24 protein-coding genes are annotated in these 23135 nt (G+C 70.5%); 10 read left to right on the forward strand and 14 right to left on the reverse strand.

What is annotated here, in order from left to right; genetic code table 11:
* The first annotated feature begins 138 nt into the window (after positions 1-138).
* Both ACFYXF_RS01485 and ACFYXF_RS01490 read left to right on the forward strand, forming a co-directional pair.
* Entirely contained in the window at positions 139-891 is a 753-nt protein-coding gene (locus tag ACFYXF_RS01485; RefSeq protein WP_389346893.1) for a DeoR/GlpR family DNA-binding transcription regulator, read from the forward strand.
* Positions 888-2249, forward strand: coding sequence for a 6-phospho-beta-glucosidase (locus tag ACFYXF_RS01490; RefSeq protein ID WP_389346895.1), 1362 nt, complete (start codon positions 888-890; stop codon positions 2247-2249). Before ACFYXF_RS01485 ends, ACFYXF_RS01490 begins: the two co-directional genes overlap by 4 nt.
* Here ACFYXF_RS01490 and ACFYXF_RS01495 read toward each other — a convergent pair.
* Both ACFYXF_RS01495 and ACFYXF_RS01500 read right to left on the reverse strand, forming a co-directional pair.
* Entirely contained in the window at positions 2234-2815 is a 582-nt protein-coding gene (locus ACFYXF_RS01495) for a DUF2889 domain-containing protein (RefSeq protein ID WP_389346897.1), read from the reverse strand. The two genes, ACFYXF_RS01490 and ACFYXF_RS01495, sit on opposite strands and share 16 nt — an antisense overlap.
* Positions 2812-3660: an enoyl-CoA hydratase-related protein gene (locus ACFYXF_RS01500; RefSeq protein WP_389346900.1), complete on the reverse strand. Its 849-nt coding sequence runs from the start codon at positions 3658-3660 to the stop codon at positions 2812-2814. The genes ACFYXF_RS01495 and ACFYXF_RS01500 overlap by 4 nt, the downstream gene beginning before the upstream one ends.
* Positions 3661-3832: 172 nt before the next feature.
* Between ACFYXF_RS01500 and ACFYXF_RS01505 the strand changes: the two genes are divergently transcribed.
* Together ACFYXF_RS01505 and ACFYXF_RS01510 are read left to right on the forward strand one after the other, a co-directional pair.
* Positions 3833-4636 carry a FadR/GntR family transcriptional regulator gene (locus ACFYXF_RS01505; RefSeq protein WP_369031446.1) on the forward strand — a complete coding sequence of 268 codons (804 nt, stop codon included), beginning with the start codon at positions 3833-3835 and terminating at the stop codon, positions 4634-4636.
* Positions 4637-4752: 116 nt separating this feature from the next.
* Positions 4753-5934: an amidohydrolase family protein gene (locus ACFYXF_RS01510; RefSeq protein WP_369031445.1), complete on the forward strand. Its 1182-nt coding sequence runs from the start codon at positions 4753-4755 to the stop codon at positions 5932-5934.
* Positions 5935-5971: 37 nt separating this feature from the next.
* On the opposite strand, the gene ACFYXF_RS01515 is transcribed toward ACFYXF_RS01510, so the two are convergent.
* From ACFYXF_RS01515 to ACFYXF_RS01540, 6 genes are read right to left on the reverse strand one after another with little or no spacing between them, the layout of a single operon-like run.
* A complete protein-coding gene (locus ACFYXF_RS01515) occupies positions 5972-7078 on the reverse strand; it encodes a serine hydrolase domain-containing protein (RefSeq protein WP_389346904.1) in 1107 nt (368 codons plus the stop codon).
* The gene (locus ACFYXF_RS01520; RefSeq protein ID WP_389346906.1) at positions 7071-8534 is read right to left on the reverse strand and encodes a class I adenylate-forming enzyme family protein; all 1464 of its coding nucleotides are present in this window, start codon (positions 8532-8534) and stop codon (positions 7071-7073) included. Before ACFYXF_RS01520 ends, ACFYXF_RS01515 begins: the two co-directional genes overlap by 8 nt.
* Positions 8535-8539: 5 nt before the next feature.
* Positions 8540-8962, reverse strand: coding sequence for a MaoC family dehydratase (locus ACFYXF_RS01525; RefSeq protein WP_389346908.1), 423 nt, complete (start codon positions 8960-8962; stop codon positions 8540-8542).
* Positions 8959-9414 carry a MaoC family dehydratase N-terminal domain-containing protein gene (locus ACFYXF_RS01530; protein WP_389346910.1) on the reverse strand — a complete coding sequence of 152 codons (456 nt, stop codon included), beginning with the start codon at positions 9412-9414 and terminating at the stop codon, positions 8959-8961. The genes ACFYXF_RS01525 and ACFYXF_RS01530 overlap by 4 nt, the downstream gene beginning before the upstream one ends.
* A 21-nt stretch (positions 9415-9435) precedes the next feature.
* Positions 9436-10302: an enoyl-CoA hydratase-related protein gene (locus tag ACFYXF_RS01535; RefSeq protein WP_389346913.1), complete on the reverse strand. Its 867-nt coding sequence runs from the start codon at positions 10300-10302 to the stop codon at positions 9436-9438.
* A gap of 4 nt (positions 10303-10306) precedes the next feature.
* Positions 10307-10798, reverse strand: coding sequence for a PaaI family thioesterase (locus ACFYXF_RS01540; protein ID WP_389346915.1), 492 nt, complete (start codon positions 10796-10798; stop codon positions 10307-10309).
* 147 nt (positions 10799-10945) lie between these two features.
* On the opposite strand from ACFYXF_RS01540, the gene ACFYXF_RS01545 reads away from it, so the two are divergent.
* Entirely contained in the window at positions 10946-12166 is a 1221-nt protein-coding gene (locus ACFYXF_RS01545; RefSeq protein ID WP_389346917.1) for a CaiB/BaiF CoA transferase family protein, read from the forward strand.
* Positions 12167-12499: 333 nt separating this feature from the next.
* Here ACFYXF_RS01545 and ACFYXF_RS01550 read toward each other — a convergent pair whose 3' ends face one another.
* The 4 genes from ACFYXF_RS01550 to ACFYXF_RS01565 are packed head-to-tail and all read right to left on the reverse strand — an operon-like array spanning position 12500 to position 16095.
* Positions 12500-13255, reverse strand: a complete 756-nt coding sequence (locus tag ACFYXF_RS01550) for an SDR family NAD(P)-dependent oxidoreductase (protein ID WP_389346919.1) — start codon at positions 13253-13255, stop codon at positions 12500-12502.
* Complete coding sequence (locus ACFYXF_RS01555; RefSeq protein WP_389346921.1) at positions 13255-13767, reverse strand: nuclear transport factor 2 family protein; 513 nt, start codon at positions 13765-13767, stop codon at positions 13255-13257. The genes ACFYXF_RS01550 and ACFYXF_RS01555 overlap by 1 nt, the downstream gene beginning before the upstream one ends.
* On the reverse strand, positions 13764-14942 hold the full coding sequence (locus ACFYXF_RS01560; protein ID WP_389346924.1) for an acyl-CoA dehydrogenase family protein: 1179 nt from the start codon (positions 14940-14942) through the stop codon (positions 13764-13766). The genes ACFYXF_RS01555 and ACFYXF_RS01560 overlap by 4 nt, the downstream gene beginning before the upstream one ends.
* Positions 14943-14970: 28 nt before the next feature.
* Positions 14971-16095 carry an acyl-CoA dehydrogenase family protein gene (locus ACFYXF_RS01565; RefSeq protein WP_389346926.1) on the reverse strand — a complete coding sequence of 375 codons (1125 nt, stop codon included), beginning with the start codon at positions 16093-16095 and terminating at the stop codon, positions 14971-14973.
* 139 nt (positions 16096-16234) lie between these two features.
* Between ACFYXF_RS01565 and ACFYXF_RS01570 the strand changes: the two genes are divergently transcribed.
* Together ACFYXF_RS01570 and ACFYXF_RS01575 are read left to right on the forward strand one after the other, a co-directional pair.
* On the forward strand, positions 16235-17056 hold the full coding sequence (locus tag ACFYXF_RS01570; RefSeq protein ID WP_389346928.1) for an enoyl-CoA hydratase/isomerase family protein: 822 nt from the start codon (positions 16235-16237) through the stop codon (positions 17054-17056).
* 37 nt (positions 17057-17093) lie between these two features.
* The gene (locus ACFYXF_RS01575; RefSeq protein WP_389346930.1) at positions 17094-17594 is read left to right on the forward strand and encodes a MaoC/PaaZ C-terminal domain-containing protein; all 501 of its coding nucleotides are present in this window, start codon (positions 17094-17096) and stop codon (positions 17592-17594) included.
* On the opposite strand, the gene ACFYXF_RS01580 is transcribed toward ACFYXF_RS01575, so the two are convergent.
* Together ACFYXF_RS01580 and ACFYXF_RS01585 are read right to left on the reverse strand one after the other, a co-directional pair.
* Positions 17573-18991: a family 1 glycosylhydrolase gene (locus ACFYXF_RS01580; RefSeq protein WP_389346932.1), complete on the reverse strand. Its 1419-nt coding sequence runs from the start codon at positions 18989-18991 to the stop codon at positions 17573-17575. The two genes, ACFYXF_RS01575 and ACFYXF_RS01580, sit on opposite strands and share 22 nt — an antisense overlap.
* Positions 18992-19099: 108 nt before the next feature.
* Positions 19100-19966 carry a crotonase/enoyl-CoA hydratase family protein gene (locus ACFYXF_RS01585; RefSeq protein ID WP_389346934.1) on the reverse strand — a complete coding sequence of 289 codons (867 nt, stop codon included), beginning with the start codon at positions 19964-19966 and terminating at the stop codon, positions 19100-19102.
* Between the two features lie 111 nt (positions 19967-20077).
* On the opposite strand from ACFYXF_RS01585, the gene ACFYXF_RS01590 reads away from it, so the two are divergent.
* Genes ACFYXF_RS01590 through ACFYXF_RS01600 form a run of 3 tightly spaced genes read left to right on the forward strand, consistent with a single transcriptional unit; the run spans position 20078 to position 23036 of the window.
* A complete protein-coding gene (locus tag ACFYXF_RS01590; protein WP_389346936.1) occupies positions 20078-20863 on the forward strand; it encodes an enoyl-CoA hydratase/isomerase family protein in 786 nt (261 codons plus the stop codon).
* Between the two features lie 3 nt (positions 20864-20866).
* On the forward strand, positions 20867-21988 hold the full coding sequence (locus tag ACFYXF_RS01595; RefSeq protein ID WP_389346938.1) for an acyl-CoA dehydrogenase family protein: 1122 nt from the start codon (positions 20867-20869) through the stop codon (positions 21986-21988).
* Between the two features lie 25 nt (positions 21989-22013).
* On the forward strand, positions 22014-23036 hold the full coding sequence (locus ACFYXF_RS01600; RefSeq protein ID WP_389346940.1) for a TIGR03617 family F420-dependent LLM class oxidoreductase: 1023 nt from the start codon (positions 22014-22016) through the stop codon (positions 23034-23036).
* Positions 23037-23135 lie beyond the last annotated feature (99 nt).

The raw sequence follows: 23135 nt of genomic DNA on the forward strand, positions 1-23135 counted from the left end.
GAGTGGGGTCCGGACCTGGCTCCGAATTACGCAAGAGAGTGCACCCGGTGCGCGAGTTTGACAAGGGTCAAGCAGATATCGAGACATTCATGCGCGACTTTGCTTGAGTTTGGAGCGTTCGCGAGTATGGTCTGCGGCATGCTCCCTGACCGAAGACATCAGCTGATCCTGCGCGCGCTGCGCACGGACGGGCCCACGTCGGTGGTCGCCCTGGCCGAGAAGGTCGGGGCGAGTGAGGCCACGATCCGACGCGACCTCGCACAACTGGAGGACGAGGGCCTCCTCAAGAGGGTCTACGGCGGTGCCGCCCCCGTCGTGGGCGAGGACGACCCGTTCGCCGACGTGGCCGGCATCCGGGTCGAGGCGAAGGACGCCCTGGCGGCCTGGTGCGCAAACCTCGTCAGGGACGGCGAGACCGTGCTGCTCGACATTGGCACCACCGCTCACCGGGTGGCCCGCCAGCTGCACGGCCGGTCCCTGACCGTGATCACCAGCAACCTGGCCGTCTACGAGGAACTCCAGGACGACAAGGACGTCCAGCTGATCCTGCTGGGCGGTGTGGTGCGGCGCGACTACCGCTCACTGGTCGGCTTCCTCACCGAGGACAACCTGCGCCAGGTGCACGCCGACCGGCTGTTCCTCGGCACCAGCGGAGTCCGCCCCGACGGACAGGTGCTGGACACCACCGCCGTCGAAGTGCCCGTCAAACGGGCGATGATCGCCGCCAGCGCCCAGGTCGTCCTGGTCGCGGACGCCGGAAAGTTCCCCGGCACCGGGATGGCCCGGGTGTGCGGTCCGGAGGAACTCGACGTCGTGGTGACCAACGCGCCGGGCGACGAGAAAACCTGTAATCGGCTGCGAGAGGCGGGAGTTGAGGTGGTCGAAGTATGAGACTCACGATCCTGGGCGGCGGGGGCTTCCGCGTCCCGCTGGTCTACCGGGCACTGCTCGGCGACCGCGGCGAGGGGCGCGTCACCGACGTGACCCTGTACGACCTGGACGCCTCCCGGCTCTCGACGATCCGCAGGGTCCTCGCCGACCAGGCGGCCGGACACCCCGACCCGCCGACGGTCACCGCCACCACCGACCTCGACGAGGCGATCACCGGGGCGGACTTCGTGTTCTCCGCGATCCGCGTCGGCGGGCTCGCGGGCCGGGCGGCGGACGAGCGCATCGCGCTGGCCGAGGGCGTCCTGGGCCAGGAGACCGTCGGCGCGGGCGGTATCTCCTTCGGGCTGCGCACGGTCCCGGTGGCGGTCGCGATCGCCCACCGTATCGCCGCCCTGGCGCCCGACGCCTGGGTCATCAACTTCACCAATCCCGCGGGGCTGGTCACCGAGGCGATGACCGCCCACCTGGGTGACCGGGTGATCGGGATCTGCGACTCCCCGGTGGGCCTGGGCCGCCGCGTGGCCGGGGCGCTCGGCGTCGATCCGGCGCGCGTCAGCCTGGACTACGTGGGCCTGAACCACCTGGGCTGGCTGCGCGGCCTGTACGCCGACGGCCGGGACCTGCTGCCGTCCCTGTTCGAGGACGAGGCCGCGCTGACCTCCTTCGAGGAGGGCAAACTCTTCGGCGCCGACCTGCTGCGCACGCTCGGCGCGCTGCCCAACGAGTACCTGCACTACTACTACTTCAGCCGCGAGTCGGTGCGCTCGGCGGGGGCCGCCGAGCAGACCCGGGGCGCCTTCCTCCACTCGCAGCAGCAGCGCTTCTACGACTCCCTGGAAGCCGCCGACAGCTCCCCGCCGGTGCCCCGCACGGCCTGGAACGCCTGGGACGCCACCCGGCTGGAGCGCGAGGTCACCTACATGGCGGAGAACCGCGACGCCGTCGGCATGGGCGACCGCGACTCCTGCGACCTGGAGTCCGGCGGCTACGAGCAGGTGGCCCTCGCCCTCATGCGGGCCATCGCCCGGGACGAGCGGGCGTCGCTCATCCTCAACGTCCGCAACCGCGGCCGGATCCCCGTCCTCGACGACGACGCCGTCATCGAGGTCCCCTGCCACGTCGACGGCAACGGCGCCCGCCCCGTCGCCGGAGCCACGCTGCCCGAGCACGGCACGGGTCTGGTGTGCTCGGTCAAGGCCGTCGAGCGCGCGGTGATCCGGGCGGCCACCACCAGCGATCGCGCACACGCCGTCAAGGCCCTGACGATCCATCCCCTGATCGACTCGTACGCCGTCGCCAAACGCCTGCTGGACGCGTACCAGGGGCACTTCCCCGAGCTGGCCTACCTGGGCCGCTGACGCTCGAAGGTCTCGACCGGCGGGACCGGACGCGGCCCGCTCCCCGGGCGCCAGCCCGCGTCGAGCTTGCGCAGACCCACCCCGTCGGGCGCCCAGATGTGGCAGCTGTCGAGCACACCGGCGGTGGGGCTCGGACCGACGGAGGGGTCACCGCCGTCACGGCGCCGTACGTAGGCGGACAGGGACGCCTGCACGACCGCGGGGCCGAGCACGCGGGCCAGTTCGTACAGGTGGGTGCACCCGGAGACACCCCGGAACCGCTCCTGGATCGCCCGGTTGTACCCGGCGGTGACGCCGAGCCCGACAAGACCGTCGAAGACCGGCGTGATGCGCGGGCACTCGGCGTGCGGAAAGCTCCGCATGTCGGCTTCGGCGGCCACGATCACCATGTCCGCGAGGCGGACACGCACGGCCAGCACCATCCGGTGCACGACAGCGGCCGACGGCTCGGCCCACGGCCGCTCGTCGCGCAGCTCCGCCTCGACCGAGATCTCGTCGCCGCCCTCCTCCGCGTAGGCGGTGACGGCGACGGTACGGCGGTGCAGCGGGAGTTCGGCGCGGGTCATGACGAGGTCTCCGCCGGCTCGGAAACGGCCTCGCCCGGCTCCGGAACGGCGTCCCCCAGCCCCGCGAACTCCGGCTGCCGGCGCTCGATGAAGCTGCGTACGCCCTCGCGATAGTCCGGGGCGCGCTTCGCCGTGGCCAGGAGGGCGGCCGCCCGGTCGCGGCTCTCGGTGAAGGTCCTGGCCTGGTCGTCGGCGAGCTGCCGCTTGATGAGGGACATGGCGTACGGGCTGGCCGAGCGGGCCAGTTCGGTCGCGTACGCGAGTGCCGCCGGGAGCAGGTCGTCCGGCTCGGCCAGGTAGTTGACCAGGCCCATCGCCAGAGCTTCCGTGCCGGTGATCCGGCGCGAGGAGAGCAGGAGATCGGCGGCGTTGCCGTAACCGACCAGCCGGGGCAGGATCCAGGACACGCCGTCCTCGGCCACCAGGCCGCGCGCGCTGAAGGCGGCGGCGAACTTGGCCTGGGGCACGGCGAAGCGGACGTCGCACATCAGTGCCTGGTTGAACCCGATGCCCGCGCAGGCGCCGTTGACCGCCGCGACGACGGGCTTGGGGAAGGACATCGGGCGGGTACGCGGCGGCAGCTGGTCCGTCGGCCACGGGCGGGTGCCGGACGACGCCCCGTCCAGCACGCTCATGTCCATCCCCGGACAGAAACCGCGCCCGGCGCCGGTGAGCACGACGGCCCGTACCGCTGGATCCCGCTCCGCCCGGTCGAACAGCTCGTTGTAGAGCAGCTCCATCTCCAGCGTCCAGGCGTTGTGCCGCTCGGGCCGGTTCAGGGTGAGGAGCATGACCCCGTCGGCGGTGAGTTCGGTGAGGATCACCGGGGTCGGATTCTCGGTCATCGAGGTCTCTCCAACCAGCTTAATAGGTAGATGAATCACCTGTATACCAGAAGTCTCACCGAGTCCGGTCACGGGAAGATCCACCCGACCCTTGACCTGGTACCCTCGATGCACTAAGACGATTCATTTTGCTATATCCCGAACGCCGTATCGCGAACAAGGAGTGCCCATCGTGGCCGAGGCAGCCCGCGCAGCAGAAACGGCGGCCGTGCCCGCCCCGGCCCGCACCCGCGTCGGACGTCAGGTGCGGGTCCCGAAGACCGCCGAGCTGGTCGCCGCGCATCTGCGCCGCCAGATCGTCCGGGGCGAGCTGAACCCCGGTGACGCGCTGCCGCCGGAGTCGGGCCTGATGGAGCAGTTCGGCATCTCGCGGCCGACCCTGCGCGAGGCGTTCCGCGTGCTGGAGTCGGAGTCCCTGATCACGGTGCGGCGCGGCGCCCACGGCGGCGCCCGGGTGAGCGCGCCGGACTCGGACGTCGCCGCCCGTTACGCCGGTCTGATCCTCGAGTACCGCGGCGCCACCCTGGGCGACATCTACCGCGCGGCGGCCCTCATCGAGCCGCCCTGCGCCCGCCAGCTGGCCGTCAAGCACACGCCGGAGGACATCAAGCGGCTGCGTGACGCGGTGGCGAACGAGAAGGCCGCTCTCGACGACCCGCTGTCCCTGGTCGAGGCGCAGGACGCCTTCCACGCCCTGCTGGTCGAACTCACCGGCAACCAGACCCTGATCCTGCTGTGCGGCATGCTCCGCAACATCATCGACCGGGCGAACGCCTCGTACACGGCCGCCGCCACCGACGCCGAGGCCCAGAAGACCCAGGCCCTCAAGGGGCACCGGGCGCATGTGCGGCTGGTCGGTCTGATCGAGTCCGGCAAGGCGGACGAGGCCGAGAAGCTCTGGCAGCGGCACATCTCCAGCGCGGACGACGTCGTCAACGCCGCCGGGCCCAAGACGGTCCTCGAACTCATCGACTGACCCGGCCCCGGAACACGTCCCCGGCATCATTCCGGACTCCCCCCTTGCCTCCTGGAAACAGTTAGATAATTATAGGAGGCGTACTGAATAGATCCTGGGGTCCGGAGGCGACGGCCATGGCCGAACAGCGCAAGCGCATCTTCGACTGCGACCAGCACATGTACGAGGAGCGGGACTCCTTCACCCGCTACCTTCCGAAGGAGTTCCTCGGTGCGGCGGTCGCACCGGTGACGCTGCCGGACGGGCGGGAGGTGATCCTCGCCGGTGACCGGATCGTCGTATGCCTGGAGCCGGAGTTCGGGCAGGTCTACCGTCCCGGCTCGCTGAAGGAGATGCTCAAGGCGATGGCCTCGGGCAACCCGGAGGAGACCTACCAGTTCGAGCCGATGCACGAGTCGTACCAGAACCGCGAGGCCCGGCTGCGGGTCATGGACGAGCAGGGCCTGGACCAGACGATCATGTACCCCGGCGGCTGGGCACTGGTCGCCGAGGAGTATGTGAAGGGCGTCGAGCCGCTCTACGCCAACTACCACTCGTTCAACCGCTACATGAACGAGGTATGGGGCTTCAACCACCAAGACCGCATCTACGCCCCCGCGCTGCTCTCGCTCCGCGATCTGCCCAGCGCCGTCAAGGAGTTGGAGTACGTCCTGGAGCAGGGCGCCCGCTTCATCCTGCTGCCCACGGGGCCGGTGTACGGCCGTTCGCCGGGCGACCCGTACTTCGACCCGTTCTGGAAACTGGTCAACGAGGCCAAGGCGAGCGTCTGCTACCACATCAGCGAGTTCTACTACAACTCGCAGGTGGCACCCTCCTGGGGCTTCGACCCCCACCCGATCCACTTCCGGATGTCGGCCTGGCAGTGGCAGAACACCTACGGCCAGCGTCCCATCGAGGAGACGCTGTCCGCGCTGATCTTCGACAACCTCTTCGGCCGCTTCCCCGACATCAACGTCCTGGTGTCCGAGTTCGGCGCCGAGTGGGTGCCGCACTTCGTACGCCACATGGACAAGAGCCGGGGCATGGGCCGCAACGGACCCTGGATCGGCGGGCAGTTGGACGAGCGGCCCAGCCAGGTCTTCCGCAAGCACATCCGCGTGGTGCCCTACCCCGAGGACGACACCGTGGCCCTGGTCAAGCGCCTCGGCTACCACGAGTCCATCGTGATGGGCTCCGACTTCCCGCACGCGGAGGGCCTGGCCAACCCGGCCGACTTCCGCAAGCTGATCTCGGAGCTGGACGAGTCGGTCCAGGACGACATCATGTACAACAACGCCCAGCAGCTGATCAGCCGCTGAGCGTCGTCCCTCTGCTCCCGCCTGGCGGCGGGCCCGGTCAGCCGACCAGGCCCGCCGCCAGGTTCGCGATGTCGGCCAGCAAGGCGGTTCCGTGCGGGGAGTGGTCGTAGCCGGCCAGCGGGTAGCCGTTGCTGAGACAGGCGAAGGACAGGCCCGACTCCGGGTCCATGAAGCCGAGTTGGTAGGCGGCCCCGGCGCTGCCGAAGAGCGCGGGTGATCCGGTGGACGGCAGGTCGCTGCCCGCGTCGGGGCCGGCCACGGTGACGAACAGGCCCATGCTGGTACGGCGGTTGCCGCCACCGCCGTAGATCTGCTCGCCGTACGGGTGCTCCGTGAATCGGATCCGGGTGCCCTCCGCGACCGCGCCCGGCTTCCACAGGCCCGAGTGCTCCAGTGCCTGGAAGTAGAGGGCGACGTCGGCGGCCGTGGCGACCAAGGCGTGGCTGGGCTCGCCGGCCGCGAGCACGCGCGGGTCGGACAGGTACCAGGGGCCCCATGGGTCGGCCTCCTGGTCGTCGCTCGTGCGGTCGGTGGCGAGCATCGGGGCGACTGTGCCGGGCTGACGGTCGACCGGCACTCCGAGTTCGATCGACGACAGGCCGAGCGGCCCGGCGACCTTCTCGTGCAGATAGTCGGCGAAGGTCAGCCCCGTGCGCCGCTCGACGATCTCGGCGATCAACCAGGCGGCCGAGGTGAGGTGGTACTGGAAGCGGGTGCCCGGCGGGTAGTCCAGCCGCCAGCGGCCGAAGGCGGCCAGGCGCTGTTCGCGGTCCAGCATCTTGGGGAGGCCCAGGGGCGCGAAGGGGAAGCCCGCGGTGTGGGTGAGCACCTGCTCGACGGTCACCGTCTCCTTTCCGTTCGGCGCGAACTCCGGGATGATCGCGGCGACTTGCTCGCCCACGGCCAGGAGTCCCTCGCCGATCAGCTTCCACACCACACCCGCGACGATCGACCGTCCGACGGACTGCAGCACGTACCGGGTGTCGGGTCCCGCGTCACCGTAGGTCTCGAAGGCCAGCAGCCTGCCGCCCCGGGCGACGGCGATCTGCGCGGACGGCAGGGGGCCGTGTTCGACCTCCCGGCGGATCCGGCGCAGGAGCGTGTCGAGTCGCCGTGGGTCCAACTCGTCGACGTGGTCAGGCACTTGTTCCTCCTTCGTGCGGCTCGCGCAGCCGACGGCGTACGACCTTGCCGTTTGCGTTGCGCGGCAGGTCGTCCACGAACCACCAGCGGACGGGGACCTTGAACCCGGACAGCCGGGCGCGGGTGTAGTGCCGGAGCGCCTCCGGCCGGGGCGGGTCGCCGGGGTCGGCCGGCACGACGAAGGCGACGACGGTCTGGCCGAGCCGATCGTCGGGCACACCGGTGACCGCCACGTCCGCCACGCCCGGGTGGGCCGTGAGGAGTGTCTCGACCTCCAGGGGGTGGACGTTCTCACCGCCCCGGATGATCATGTCCGTGCCCCGGCCGTAGAGATAGAGGTAGCCGTCCTCGGCCACACGCCCCAGGTCGCCGCTGTGCAGCCAGCCTTCGGCGTCGATCCGGAAGAAATGGTCGGCGCGGCCGTGGATCTCGCCGATGCCGTCCGGACCGGCCTCGTGGACTCTGACCTCGACGCCTGGAGCAGGCCGCCCCACCGACCGCAGCAGCTCAGCGCGTCCGGCGACCGCCTCTCGGTGGTCCTCGGGTGTCAGCACGCTGATCGGCGAGCCCTCGGTCTGCCCGAACATGTTGAGCATGCGGACGCCGGGCATCGCCTCGTACGTCCGGCGCAGGGTGCCGGGGCGGACGGGTGCGCCGCCGTACTGGAGCGTCCGCAGCGTCCCGTGCCGTGCCTCGCCCGCCGCCAGCAGGGTCTCCAGCATCGCCGGGACCATGCTGGTGTGGGTGGTGCCGAGGTCCCGCAGCAGGGTCCAGCCCTCGACGGTGAACCGGGGCAGGCCGGTGATCAGGGCTCCGGCGGCGAGGGCGACGGCGATGTTGCCGAGACCGGCGATGTGGTGGAAGGGCGCGCTGCCGCCGTAGAAGCTGTCGGGGTCGAGTCCGCAGAGCTGTCCGTTGACGCGGGCGCGGGCCGCCAGGCGTCGTTGGGTCATGGGGACCGGTTTGGGCAGGCCGGTGGTTCCGGAGGTGTGCAGGACGGCTGCGAGTTCGTCGGGGGTGGCCGTCAACTCCCGTGTGCTGGTGCGCAGTTCGGGGACGACGGCGACCCGTCGGCCGGACAGCTCGGCTACCTGTCCGCCGAGGGTGGCGAACTCGGGCTGCGCCAGGAGGACTTGGGAGTCGGTGCCCTTGACGACCGCCGCGAGTTCGTACGGGGTCATGCGGACGCCGAGCGGTGCGAGCGGATGCCCGGAACCGGCGCCGCCGATCACCAGGGCGAGCGCGTCGGCGGAGGTGGCGGCCAACGCCGGTACGGGTGCGCCCGGTTCGAGGCCGAGGGTGTCCAGCCAGTCGGCCGCGCCGGCGGCCCGGTCGAGGAGTTCGCGTCCGGTCCAGGTCAGGTCGCCGAAGCGGACGGCGGGGCGGGCATGGTCGTAGGCGCGGTTCACCATGGCGGTCCAGGTGGCCGCTCGCCCGGTCTCCGGCGCGCCGCCCATCGGCTTCACTGCTCCAGGCGGGCCGCCGCGGTACCGGTGACCACCTCGGCGCCATCCTGGTTGAGGGTGCGCAGGGAGAAGTGCGCGACCGGGCCGGACACCGTCTCCTCGATCGACTCGACGGTGGCCGTGGCCGTGAGGGTGTCGCCGGGCCAGACCTGGGCCTTGAACCGCACGCCGAAGCGAAGCAGCGACTCCGCGCCGACCCAGTCGGTCAGGACCCGGCCGGTCATGCCCATCGTCAGCATGCCGTGGGCGAAGACCCCGGGGTATCCGGCGGCGTCGACGGCGAACCTCTCGTCGGTGTGCAGCGGGTTGAAGTCTCCGGACGCGCCCGCGTACTGCACGATCCGGGTGCGCTTGAGGTCGTCGACGAGGACGCTCGTGCGGGTCTCGCCGACCTTGATGTCGTCCGGGCTCAGGCTCATCGGGCGTCCTCCTTACGGGTGGCGGGGCCCTCGGGTACGACGGCGACGGTCTTGGCGCTGACGACCGGCTCGCCGTCCGCGTCCCGGTACTCGGTGATGCGCTCACTGAAGAGCAACCGGCCGCTGCGCCCCTGCTTCTCCCAGCTGCGTCCGAGGGTGAAGTGGGCGTACAGGGTCTCGCCGGCGCGCACCGGGCGGTGGTACTCGAAGTGCTGCTCGGCGTGCAGCCCGCCGCCGCCCTCGGCCATCACCCCGGGCCCCGCACCGGACCCGAACCACTCCTCACCGGGCTTGGGCCGCAGGTGGTAGTCGGGGTCGTGGTGAGCGCTCGCCATGGTGAAGGTGGGCGGCGCGAGCGCGGACTCGCCCTCGTACGCCGGGTTCTCATCGCCGATGGCGCGGGCGAACATCATGATGTGCCCGGCCTCGACCGGGAACGGCTGCCCTGTCATGTTCGTGTGCTCCTCGGTCGGTCAGTACGGCAGGAACGCGTCGCGGGTGGCCTCGTCCGGGTCGAAGTCCGGCGGGAGACCCTCGAACTTCGGCTCCCGTTTCTCCACGAAGCTCGCCACGCCCTCGCGGAAGTCCGGCGAGCCCGCGAAGAACTCCATCGCGGAGTAGGAACGGGCGAGGGCGTCGGTGAAGGTGCGGTCGAGATCGCCGTAGACCTGGTGGCGTACGACGGCCATGGCGCGCGGGGAGCAGTTGCGGGCGATGTCCCGGGCGTACGCGCGGGCGGAGTCGAGCAGGTCCTCGGGTTCCACGACGCGGCTGACCAGGCCGAGCTCCTTGGCCTCGTCGGCGTCGAAGACCCGGCCCGACAGCAGCAGGTCGAGGGCATTCTCCAGGCCGACGACGCGTGGCAGGACGTACGGCAGGTTGTACTCGCCGGCCAGGCCGCGCCGGGTGAACGCGGTGGTGAAGCGGGCCCCTCGGGCGGCGAAGCGGATGTCGCAGATCAGCGCCTGGACCAGGCCGATGCCCGCGCAGGCGCCGTTGACGGCGGCGATGAGCGGCTTCGGCATGTCGCGCCTGCTGTACATGGGGACGCGGGCGTGGAGGTTGAGCGACTGACCGGGTTGGGCGTTCTGTTCCAGGCGCTGGACGTCCATGCCGGGGCAGAAGGCCCTGCCCGCGCCCGTGACGATCACGGCACGGACGGCCGGGTCGTGCGCGGCCTCGTCGAGGAGCGCGAAGAAGCGGCGCTCCATGGGGAGGCTCCAGGCGTTCTTGCGTTCGGGCCGGTTGAGGGTGACGGTGGCGACGCCGTCCTCGTCGACCTCGTACAGCACCAGGTCCAGGTCCAGACCCTGTGGCGGAACCACGGGCTCCTCAGGCATCACGTCACTCCTCGTCCAGTGGTTGGATGGGGTCGCCGACACCCGGTCGCTCCCCGGAGATGGTCACCACCACCTGGCCCCGCGCACAGATGCGGCCGTCGGTCATCACGTCGACATCGGCGAAGTGCAGCCTGCCTCCGCGTCGCACACAGCGCGCGTAGGCGACGGCCTCCCGGCCCCGGGCGGGTGCGAGGTACTGCACCGACATCGACACGGTGCTCAGCAGACTCCCCTTGGTGAAGTCGTGTCCGGCGATGACGGCTCCGGCGCCCGCGGTGTCGATGAGTGCGGAGATGACTCCGCCGTGGAAGACGCCCTCATGGGCGGAGAGGGACTCGGCGTAGGGAAGCAGGACCTCGACGGCGTCCGGGTCCCAGCGTGTCACGCGGATGCGGCAGAGGCGGTTGAAGGCGACCCCGCGCTCCCAGCGGGCCCTGAACCAGGTCCGGCGTTCGCGCTGCTCCTGGTCGGTGAGGGTTCTCGCCGCGACGGTCATCAGCACGCCCTCCGGTCTCGGCCTGGCGGCCGATCGAGATAGTTACATGAATCAGCTAGTTGAGGCAATCGTACGGGTGGGGTGGTCGACATGGATGTATTATTTATCTAACTCATTCTACTGTTAGTTCCACAGGGAGGAGTCTCGATGCCGTCGACCGCACTGGCCGGGATCCGTGTCCTCGATCTGTCCCGCATCCTCGCCGCGCCGCTGGCCACCCAGATGCTGGCCGACCTGGGCGCCGACGTCATCAAGGTCGAGCGGCCCGGAACGGGGGACGACTCACGGACCTACGGCCCGCCCTTCGCGCCCGGGCCCGAGGGCGAGGGCGACCGGACGGACACCGCCGCCTTCTACCTCGCCTGCAACCGCAACAAGCGGTCGGTCACCGTCAACCACGCCACCGCCGAGGGGCAGGAGCTGATCCGTGCGCTCGCCGCGCGGTCGGACGTGCTGGTCGAGAACTTCCGGGCGGGGACGCTGGCGAAGTACGGGCTGGACCAGGAGAGTCTGCGGGAGCTGAACCCACGACTGGTGTACCTGTCGGTGACGGGCTTCGGCCAGACGGGACCGTATGCCGGGCGTCCGGGCTACGACGGCATCTTCCAGGCCATGTCCGGGATGATGAGCGTGTCCGGGCATCCGGAGGAGCCGATGAAGGTCGGCGTCAGCATGGTCGACATCCTCACCGGGCTGTACGCCGCCACGGCCGTGCTCGCCGCCCTGCGGCACCGGGACGTCACCGGTGAGGGCCAGTTCATCGACCTGTCCCTGCTGGACTGCGGTCTGGCCTCGTTGTCGCACTTCGCGATGAACTACCTGGTCTCCGGGGAGGTTCCGGAGCGGCGCGGGAACGGTGGGTACGGGGGGATTCCCTCCCAGGCGTTCCAGTGCGCGGACAAGCCGATCTTCCTCGTCGCGGGCAACGACAAGCAGTTCGCCGGGTTCTGCGCGGCGGCCGGGCGGACAGATCTGCTCCAGGATCCGCGGTTCGCGACGACGTCCGCGCGGATTGCTCATCGCGTGGAGATTCTGCCGGTGCTGGCGGGGGTCCTGCGGACTCGGACGCGGGACGAGTGGCTGGCGGTACTGGACGAACACGACGTCCCTGCGGGGCCGTTCAACGAGTTGCCGGATGTCTTCGCGGATCCGCAGATACGGCATCGGGGAATGCTGGTCGAGGTGGAGGATCCGGTGTCGGGGCGCCGCCTGCCGATGCTCGCGAATCCGATCCGGTTGACGGGGACTCCCGTGGAGGGGCACGTGGCACCGCCTGCGCTGGGGGAGCATACGGCGGAAGTGCTGGGCGAGTTGGTTGGGGTGACGGAGGGTCAGCTGGTGGAGCTGCGGGGGCGGGGGGTCGTGTGAGGCGGTTTCCTCGCCCCCGCCGCCCCTACCCGTCCCATCCTTCTGGGGGCTGCGCCCCCAGACCCCCGCTACGGCCCTGAACGGGCCTTGTCCTCAAACGCCGGACGGGCTAAAAGATCAAACCCCGGCCGGCGTCCGAGGACAACCACGCCCAGCCCACCCCCGCCGCTTCCGAAGTACAGGCGGTGCCTCTTCAACGCCGGCCCGCACCACCCACTCAGCCCGTCCGGCGTTTGAGGACGAGCGCGTTCAGCGCGACAAAGGGGGGTCTGGGGGCGCAGCCCCCAGAAGGATGGGACGGGTAGGGGCGGCGGGGGCGAAACAAACCCCGCCTCAGCCGATCAACGTCCGCCCGCCCTCCAGCATCAGCGTCGCCCCCGTCAGATACCCCATGTCATCACTCACCAACGCCACCACCGCCCGCCCGATATCCCTCTCCGGATCCCCCATCCGCCCCAGCGGAATCCCCGCGACCACACTCGCCGCCTTCTCCGGATGCTCCGCGAAATACGCCTCCGCCGCCGGACTCAGCGCCGCCGGGCACACGACGTTCACGCGGATCCCGTACACCCCCCACTCCCGCGCGGCCACCCGCGTCAGCCCCCGGACCGCCTCCTTGGCCATGGCGTACGCCGCGAAACTCACCTCCCCCTGCACCGCCGCCGACGACCCGAGGTTCACGACACTGCCCCGGCTCTCCCGGAGATACGGCAGAGCCGCCTGCATCGCGTGGAACGTGGCCAACGGGCCGCTGCGGTAGGTGAGTTCGACATCGTCGTAGGAGGTGTGCTCCAGCCGGCGCTGGACCGAGGACTGGGCATTGTTGACCAGTACGTCCAGCCCGCCGAACTCCTCCACCGTCTCCGCCACCATGCGGTCGACATCCGCCCGCTCCCCCACATCCCCGACGACCGTGTGCACCCGTCCACCGCGCCCCAGGATCTCGTCGGCCGCGTCCTTCAGCTTGTTCTCCGTGCGACCGGTGATCACCACACACGCCCCCTCGGCGGCCAGCGCCAGCGCGATACCGCGCCCCACGCCCTGCCCTCCGCCGGTAATCAGCGCCGTCTTCCCGGACAACCGTGTCATCACGTCTCCTTCCAGAAAGGCGCCCACGAAGGGAACGCCTCGGGCAACGCCGGTTCCCCGGACCCCTCCCAGCCACGGAAGCCCACCGACTGCGGGCGCTCCGTCACATCCGCCGCGTACCAGTGCTGTTCGCGGCGCCGGGAGAAGTACCACTCTCCGTCCACGCGCGCGTAGTCGTCCCGGTAGCAGATCGCCATGACGATCCACCGGTCCCCCACCTCGTGCTCGGCCCGGCAGTAGACCGCACCGGTCGCCGTGTCCCGGCCGGTGAACTCGACCCGGTGACCGCAGATCTGATGGACGGACCGCCGGAAGCCACGCACCAGGGGTTCGATCTGCCGGCGCAGCACCTGCCTCCCGCGGCCATGACGCCCCATGTCCACGTCGGGACGGAAGCAGCCGACCCAGGCGTCGAGGTCCCGGGCGTCGACGGCGAGCGCGTAGCGGATGGGCAGTTGCTGGATCGCCAGGTGCGACTCGACGCGGTCCAGCCGCTCCTCGACGGTGCTCATGGGCGGGGCTCCTTCGGGAGGCCGAGCAGCTGCTCGCCGATGATGTTGCGCTGGATCTCGCTCGATCCGCCGTAGATCGTCTCCGCGAGGGAGAGCAGGAACGAGCGTTGCCGGGTGTTCAAGCCGTAGTCCTCGCCTACGATCTGTGCGGCCGGGCCCGCCAACTCCATGGCCAGATCGCCCAGTTGCTGGTGCCGCGTCGACGCGTACAGCTTCGCCGTGACGGACTGCGCGCCCGGAGTGCGGCCCGCCGTCAGTTCGGCGAGGGTCCGCAGGTTGGTGGTGCGCATGATGCGTACGGAGATCCAGGCGTCCACGATCCGGCGGCGCAGCATCGGATCGTCGAGCGCGCCCCGGGCCCGGGCGAGGTCGATCAGCGCCTCCGCCTCCCGTTCGAAGGTGAGCTGCTGGGGCAGGAGCGTGGTGCCTCGTTCGATGCCGAGGGTGGCCATCGCCGTGCGCCAGCCCTGGCCGACCTCACCCACGACCATGTCCGCGCCGGTGCGTGCGTCGGAGAGGAACACCTCGGCGAACTCGTCCTGGCCGGCGAGGTTCCGGATCGGGCGGATCTCCACGCCCGGCTGGCCGGTGGGCAGGAGCAGCAAGGTCAGGCCCTTGTGGCGTACGGAGTCCGGGTCGGTGCGGGTCAGGGCGTACAGCCAGTCCGCGTGGATACCGAAGGACGTCCACACCTTCTGTCCGCTGACCACCCACTCGTCGCCGTCGCGTTCCGCCCGGGTGCGGACCGAGGCGAGGTCGGAGCCGGCGCCGGGTTCGCTGAAGCCCTGGCCCCACAGTTCCTCGACGGCGAGGATCGGTGGCAGGAAGCGTTTCCGTTGCGCCTCGCTGCCCACCTGGAGCAGCATCGGGCCGAGCAGGTCGAGGGCGTTGACGGTGGCCCGGTAGGGGGCGTTCGCGCGGGCGTACTCGTACTCGAAGACGATCTCCTCCAGGAGGCCCAGCCCTCTGCCCCCGTACTCCTGCGGCCAGCCGACGCCCAGCCACCGGCCGGCCGACAGTTCGCGGTCCCAGGCGAGGCGGACCTCCCAGGCCTCACCGTCGGTGGGTCCGCCCACGCCCCGGTGTTCCGCGAACTCCCCCACGAGATGGTCGGCCAGCCAGTCCCGCACCTCGTCGCGGAAGTCGCGTACGGCGGGCCCGAAGTCCAGTTCCATGACCTCTCCTCTGCTCCTCTGCCGACGATCAGATGCCGAGCCGGGCGGCCAGCAGTTCGCGGTGGTACGACGGTGTGCCGAGGAGCGTCTCGCTGCTCTTGGCCCGTTTGAAGTACAGGTGGGCGGGGTGTTCCCAGGTGAAGCCGATTCCGCCGTGGACCTGGATGTTGTCGCCCGCCACCTTGGTGAAGGCCTCCGAGCAGAAGGCCTGCGCGAGGGCCGCCGCGACCGCGATCTCCGTCTCGTCGCCCGAGTCCAGCGCCCACAGTCCGCCGTACGCGGCCGAGCGGGCGCACTCGATCTCCAGGAGCATGTCGGCGCACTTGTGCTTGATCCCCTGGAACGAGCCGATGGGCCTGCCGTACTGCTCGCGGATCTTCGCGTACTCCACGGCCGCGTCCAGGGCTGCCGCCGCTCCCCCGACCTGTTCGGCGGCCAGCAGGACGGAAGCCGTGGCGAGGGTGCGTTCGAGGCCCGGCCATGCCTCGCCCTCGGTGCCGAGCAGCCGGGCCGGGGTGTCCGTGAACTCCAGCCTGGCCTGTTTGCGGGTCTGGTCGAGGGTGGGGAGGGGGGTGCGGGTGAGGCCTTGCGCGTCCGCAACCTCCACCGCGAAGAGGCTGATGCCGGGCGACTCGGTGCGGGCGGCGACCAGGAGCAGGTCTGCGAGGTGTCCGTCTGGGACGTATGTCTTCGTGCCCGTCAGCCGCCAGCCGTCCGTCGTCTCCTGTGCGGTGAGCCGGATGCCTTGTTCGTCCCAACCGCCACCGTCCTCCGTGAGCACGAGCGTGGCCACCGTCTCGCCCGAGGCGATGCCCGGGAGCAGATCGGTACGGGCGGGCTCGTCGGCGCAGCGCAGCAGTGCCTCGGCGGCCAGGGCCACGGTGGCGAAGTACGGGCCGCACAGCAGGGCACGGCCCGCCTCCTCGAAGACGATGCCGAGGTCGACGTAACCGAAGCCCGAACCGCCGTACTCCTCCGGTACGGCGAGACCCTGGAGCCCGAGTTCGCCCGCCATCCGCCGCCAGACGACGGGGTCGTGGCCCGTCGGGTCGGCGGCCAGGCGGCGTACCTCCGTCTCGTCGGAGTGCTTGGCGAGGAACGAGCGTACGACCTTGCGGAGTTCGCCCTGTTCCTCGCTGAAGGTGAGATCCATGCCGAGCTTCCCGTCCTCGGTGCGGTGTTCCCCGGTGCAGTGCTTCCCGGTGCGATGTCACATGCGGGCTGCTTGCCGCCCACCCCTCGATACAGTTAGATAATTATAGTATCCGCACTGAATACACCAGGAGCGCGACGTGACCGATCTCTACGCCCCGTTCACGAGCCTGACCTTCGAGCGGCCCGCGCCCGGCGTGCTCCGGATCGTGCTCGACGCCCCGAACCTCAACGCCGTCGATCCGCGCATGCACGGCGAGCTGGCCGAGATCTGGCCGGTCGTCGACCGGGACGAACAGACCCGTGCGGTGCTGGTCCAGGGGGCGGGCAGGGCGTTCTCGGCGGGCGGCACCTTCGACTCCATCGACGCCATGACCGAGGAGTACGCGGTGCGTGCCCGGGTGATGCGCGAGGCCCGGGACATGGTCTACGGCGTGATCAACTGCTCGAAGCCGGTGGTCTCCGCGATCCATGGCCCGGCGGTCGGTGCGGGACTGGTCATCGGCATGCTGGCGGACATCTCCATCGCCGCCCGTACGGCGAAGATCGTCGACGGGCACACGCGGCTCGGGGTCGCCGCCGGTGACCATGCCGCCATCTGCTGGCCGCTGCTGTGCGGTATGGCCAAGGCCAAGTACTACCTGCTGACCTGCGAGACACTCACCGGCGAGGAGGCCGAGCGGATCGGGCTGGTGTCGAAGTGCGTGGACGACGCGGACGTGCACGCCGAGGGTCTGCGGGTGGCGACCGCCCTGGCCGCCGGGCCCGCCAGCGCCATCAGCTGGACCAAGCGGTCCCTCAACCACTGGTACCGCACCGCGCAGCCGATCTTCGAGGCCTCGCTCGGGCTGGAGTTCTTCGGCTTCGGGGGCCACGAGGTCGTCGAGGGACTCGCCGCCCACCGCGACAAGCGCGCCCCGGACTTCGAGGGCGTGGCCGGCAAGCACCCGCTCGACCTGTGACCACCACCCGCGACCACCCGTACGAGAGGAACCGTTCATGTCACTGGAGCAGACCGTCACCGAAGTCCCCCCGCTGGTACGGGGGTTGACCTACGAGGAGATGCCGGTGGGCCAGGTCTTCCGGACCGCCCGCCGTACCGTCACGGAGACGGATCTCGTCAACTTCGTCACCTGGGGCGGCTTCAACGAGCCCCTCTTCTGGGACGCCTCGCACGCGGCGGACGGCGGCTACACCGGGCGGCTCGTCCCGGGGGCGCTCACGTACGCCATGGCCGAAGGCCTCGTCCTCCAGACGAACGTGCTGCACGGCACGGGGCTTGCCTTCCTGCACATGGAACTCACGGTCCAGGGGCCGGTGTACGTCGGTGACACCCTGTACGCCGTCGTCGAGACCACGGGCTCCCGGGCCTCCAGCAGGCCCGGGCGGGGTGTGGTCACCAGCCGGATCAGTGTGCGCAACCAGCGGGACGAGGAAGTGCTCGTCTACACACCGGTCCGGTTGATCCGTGGCAGGGACTACGAGGCCCCGGCGCCCTGAACCCGGGGCTCGGCCGGCACCAGACGCAGCCCGCCCGCGCGGCTCTCTTCGGGTGCGGTGGCCGCGTCGGCGAAGGCGCCGTCGTGCAGCCAGTCGGCGGGCATCGGGGGGCGCGGACCGGGCTCGTGGTCCGGGACGGCCATCGCGTAGAGGCGGGTGTAGCGGAACTTGGCCTCCAGATTGTCGAGGACCGACCAGTACTCGTAGCCGCACACGTCGACCCCGGCCGCGACGAGTCCCGCGAGCCAGGAGAGCCGGGCGCGCAGCAGGGTCCGGCGGCGGGTGTCGTCGCTGTGTCCGGTGCCGTCGACCAGGTCGAGGTCGCCCATGCCGTTGTCCACGACGGACAGCGGTGGCAGCAGGTCGCCGTAGAGGTCGTAGAGGCCCGCGACGGCGTCGGCGAGTCCTTCGGGGATGATCGGCCAGCCGTAGGCGGTGGTCTCCACGTCCTCGAAGGGGACGATCGCGAAGCCGAGGCCCATGAGCAGGCGGTTCACCTCGTTGAGGGCGCTGCGGCAGTGCGCGGTCGGCAGCACGCGCGGCAGGTTCTCGGGTGCGGTGACACGGAACGGGGTGTGCCAGGACAGGGACAGCAGGTCCTGTGCGGTGGCGATGGTCTCCAGGTCGCCGGGGCGTACGCAGCCGGTGGCCGTCACCGGTGAGATGTCGTCCTCGGTCACCATGTGCTCGCCGAGCAGCAGTGGGTCGAGGAAGAGGCGGTTGGTCCAGCTCTCCAGGCGTTCCAGCGCGAGCCGGTCGTAGGGGTCGTCGGTGGCCGCGTAGCCGCCGACGAGGGTGACCGTGGTGCCGATCCGGCCGCTGGCGCCGGTGGCCCTGAGTGCCTGGGTGGCGAGGGCGTTGGCGAGCAGGATGTGATGGACGGCGGCCAGGCCCGCGCGGCCGACTCCCCGGCCCGGTGTGTACATTCCGGCCACATGGTCGGCGAGGGTGGGCCCGGCCAGGTCGGTCGAGGTGATCCAGCGTTCCACCCGGTCGCCGAAGCGCCGGCCCAGTTCGGCGGCGTACGTGGCGAAGTGCTCGGCGGTGTCGCGGGCGAGCCAGCCGCCCGCCGCGTCCAGCCAGGGCGGCAGTGTGCGGTCGAACAGGGTGAGGCTCGGCCGCGTGCCCTGTGCGAGGAGGGAGTCGAGCGCGCGGTCGCAGCGGTCCAGGGCGGCCCGGTCCCAGCCGCCGGGGCCGTCGGGCTGGAGCTGCGGCCAGCCCGCGGCCATGCGGTGCGTGTCGGCCGCGACACCGGTCAGATGCCTGATGTCGTCGGTCCACTGCCGGAAGTGACCGGCCTGCTCGGCGGGGTGCGGCGGTGGGGCCGCGAGGGTGTCAGCGGTGGCGACCCCCCAGTCGACACCGCGGAGGGATTCGTGCAGGAAACCATCGCTCATGGTTACCGTCCAGCGGTGAATGGTTCAGCGCATTCAACTGAATGCCCGCCGGGCGGACGCTAACACTTCACGCACACTACGACAATGTTTCGGCCAGATCTCGTGAACCTAGGGCCCCAGTGGCCGGAACTCTTCCTCCTGCCACCAGGGGTAGACGGGCGGCATGTCCTCGCTGATCCGGCCCGGGAAGACGGGCGGCCGCTTGGCGAGGAACGACTCGACGCCCTCCACGGGGTCGGGGCCGCCGCCGATCTGGCTCATGATCCGCGAGTCGAGCCGGTGCGCGGCCATCGGGTGGGGTTCACCGAGCATCCGCCACATCATCTGGCGCGAGAGGGCGACCGAGATCGCGGAGGTGTTCTCGGCGATCTCGCGGGCCAGTTCGTACGCCGCCGGCAGCAGGTCCTCGGGTGCGTGCACGGAGCGGACCAGACCGGCCGCGAGGGCCTCGTCGGGGCCGAAGACCCGGCCGGTCGCCACCCATTCCATGGCCCGCTGCATCCCCACGGCCCTGGGCAGGAACCAGCTCGCCGCCGACTCCGGCACGATGCCACGGCGCGCGAAGACGAACCCGAACTTCGCCGAGGTCGACGCCAGCCGGATGTCCATGGGCAGGGTCATGCTGGCCCCGACGCCCGCCGCCGGGCCGTTGACGGCCGCGATGACCGGCTTCGTACTGGAGAAGATCCGCAGCGCGACCCGGCCGCCGGTGTCCCGGTGCCAGGCACCGGCCTTGCGGTGGTCGAAGGACGTGCCCCCGGAGCTGACATCGGCGCCCGCACAGAACCCGCGCCCGGCGCCGGTCACCACGATCACCCGTACGTCGTCGTCGGCGTCGGCCGCGTCCAGGACGTCGAGGAGGTCGGCCATCATCCGGGGGTTGAAGGCGTTCAGCTTCTCGGGGCGGTTCAGTGTGACGGTGAGGATCCGGTCCGCCACCTCGGCCCGCACGGTCTCGTACTTCTGCTCCGGCATACGTGCCCTCCGTCAGCCTCGTCACTTCCACGACCGGTTCCCTGCGAGCTTAATTAGTTATACCATTCAACTCTACTGACTCATTCTGGGATTGCGGCGGTGGGTGTGGACATGGCGGATCTGGTGGTGACGTCCCATGGACCGGTCCGGCTGATCGAGCTGAACCGGCCGGACCAACTCAACTCGATGAGCGAGGAGTTGCACTCCGGACTCGCGTCGGTCTGGGAGACGGTCGCCGACGATCCCGAGGCACGGGTGGTCGTGCTCACCGGGCGCGGGCGGGCGTTCAGCGCGGGCGGCAACTTCGACATCATGACCCGAGTCCAGCGCGATCGGGACTTCCGGGAGCGGAACGTCGAAGAGGCCCGGCGGATCATCACGGGCATGGTCCGCTGCCCGCTGCCGGTGATCTCTGCGGTCAACGGGCCCGCCGTCGGTCTCGGATGCAGCCTGGCCCTCCTCAGCGACCTCGTACTGATCGCCGACGACGCCTACATCGCCGATCCGCACGTCCAGGTCGGGCTCGTCGCGGGCGACGGCGGGGCGCTCGTACTGCCCCTCCTGGTCGGGCTGACCCGGGCGAAGGAGCTGCTGTTCCTCGGCGACCGGGTGAGCGCCGAGGACGCGGTCCGGCTGGGCATCGCCAACCGTGCCGTACCGAAGGACAAGCTCCTGGACGAGGCCATGGACCTCGCCGGACGGCTGGCCGCCCTGCCCGCGCAGGCACTGCGCGAGACCAAGCGCGCGGTGAACCTGCATCTGGAGCAGGCGCTCGCGACCGTACTGGAACCGGCGCTGCTCGCCGAGCGGGACAGCATGCACTCACCGGACCACATCGCCGTCGTCGAGAAGATCATCGCGTCCCGTGCCGGTCGCCGAGCCGGCGGGGAGGGCTGAGGCATGGACTTCGCGTTCAGTGAGGAGCAGGCCGAACTGGGGCGCACGGTAAGGGCGTTCCTCGCGGACACCTCGCCGGAGACCGAGGTACGGCGGCTGATGGAGACCCCGGAGGGCTTCGACCCGGCGCTGTGGCGCCGGATGGGGTCCGAGCTGGGGCTTCAGGGGCTGGCGGTGCCGGAGGAGTACGGCGGTGCCGGGTGCGGGCCGGTCGAAGTGGGCGTGGTCATGGAGGAGATGGGCCGTGCGCTGCTGTGCGCGCCGTTCCTGTCCTCGGCGGTGCTCGCGACGACCACGCTGCTGCGCTCCGCCGACGAGGACGCCCGCAAGAGCCTGCTGCCCGGCCTGGCGTCCGGTGAACTCATCGGGACGCTGGCACTGACCGAGGACTCCGCCCGCTGGGACGCGGCGGGGGTCGACCTCACCGCCCGGGAGAGCAACGGGAGTTGGCTGCTGACGGGGCACAAGACATTCGTCCTCGACGGCGCCACCGCCGATGTCGTCCTCACCGTCGCCCGTACCGACGACGGCATCGGCGTCTTCGTCGTGGACGGCGACGCGGCCGGCCTGACCCGGGAGCCGCTGCCCACGCTGGACCCGACCCGCAGACAGGCGCGCCTCGACTATCACGACGTACCGGCGACCCGGCTGCGTACGCACGGCGACGGCTGGGACCTGGTGGCAGAAGTGCTCGACCGGGCCGCGGTGGCGCTGGCCGCCGAGCAGGTCGGGGTAGCCTCCCGGGCGCTCGACATGGCGGTCGAGTACGCCAAGGTGCGCCACCAGTTCGGGCGGCCCATCGGCTCCTTCCAGGCCGTGAAGCATCTGCTCGCCGATGTCCTCCTGGAGGTCGAGTCGGCGCGCGCCGCCGCGCACTACGCGCTGCTCGCCGCCCAGAACGAGGACCCGGAACTGCCCGCCGTGGCGAGTCTGGCCAAGGCGTTCTGCTCCGACGCCTGTCTCCAGGCGGCAGCGGAGAACATCCAGGTCCACGGCGGTATCGGCTTCACCTGGGAGCACCCGGCCCATCTGTATCTGAAGCGGGCGAAGACTTCGCAGCTGCTGTTCGGCGATCCGGCATTCCATCGGGAGCTGCTGGCGCGACGCATCGGCATGAGCGCATGAGCACAGGAACAGGAGAAGGAGCGGCATGAAGGTCGACGGCAAGCTCAATGTCTGGGGCACCGCCGAGGTGGTCGAGGAGGCCCGGCACCACGAGAAGGCCGGCTACGACGGTCTCTGGGCGTCCGAGTCCAAGCACGACCCGTTCCTGCCGCTGGTGCTGGCGGCCGAGCACACCGACCGGTTGGAGGTCGGCACCGCCATCGCGGTGGCCTTCGCCCGCTCCCCCATGCAACTCGCCTACACCGCCCACGACTTGCAGACCTACGCGGGCGGACGGTTCTCGCTCGGCCTCGGCAGCCAGATCAAGCCGCACATCGAGCGGCGCTTCGACATGCCGTGGAGCCGGCCCGCGGCCCGGATGCGGGAGTACGTGAGCGCGCTGCACGCCATCTGGGCCGCCTGGAACGAGGGCGAGAAGCTCGACTTCCGCGGCGACTTCTACTCGCACACCCTGATGTCCCCGTTCTTCTCTCCCCCGCCCGCGCCCGGCGGTCCGCCCAAGGTGTTCGTGGCGGCGGTCGGCGAGGCGATGACCCGGGTGGCGGGCGAGGTCGCCGACGGGCTCCTCGCCCACGGCTTCACCACCGAGCGGTATCTGCGGGAGGTGACCCTGCCGACCGTCGGGGCGGGGCTGGCCACCTCCGGCCGTACGCGGGACGACTTCTCCGTCTCCCATCTGCTGCTGACCGCGACCGGCCGTACGGAGGAGGAGATGGCCCGCGCGATCGACGGCACCCGGGCGCAGATCGCCTTCTACGGCAGCACTCCCGCCTATCGCGGGGTGCTGGAGCTGCACGGGTGGGGTGAACTGGGCGATGAACTGCACGCGTTGTCCACGTCCCGGCGCGAGGACAAGTGGGAGGTGATGACCGGACTCGTCGACGACGAGGTGCTGCACACCTTCGCGGTGGTGGCGGAGCCGGACCGGGTCGCGGGCGAGATACGGCGCCGGTACGGGGCACTGGTCGACCGGGTGTCCTTCTACACGGCGTACGAGATCGACGCCGGGGTGTGGGAGCCGATCGTGCGGGAGCTGCGCGACAACTGAATCCTCGTACAGCCGCATGGGGCATCAAGCAGCCTTGTGAATTGCCTGCGTTCATCGGCGATCTCCGTCGTACGCTGACGTCCGATGTCTGCTGACGAA

Origin of the sequence: Streptomyces sp. NPDC002680 (assembly GCF_042889145.1) — a bacterium.
Lineage (GTDB): Bacteria > Actinomycetota > Actinomycetes > Streptomycetales > Streptomycetaceae > Streptomyces > Streptomyces adonidis.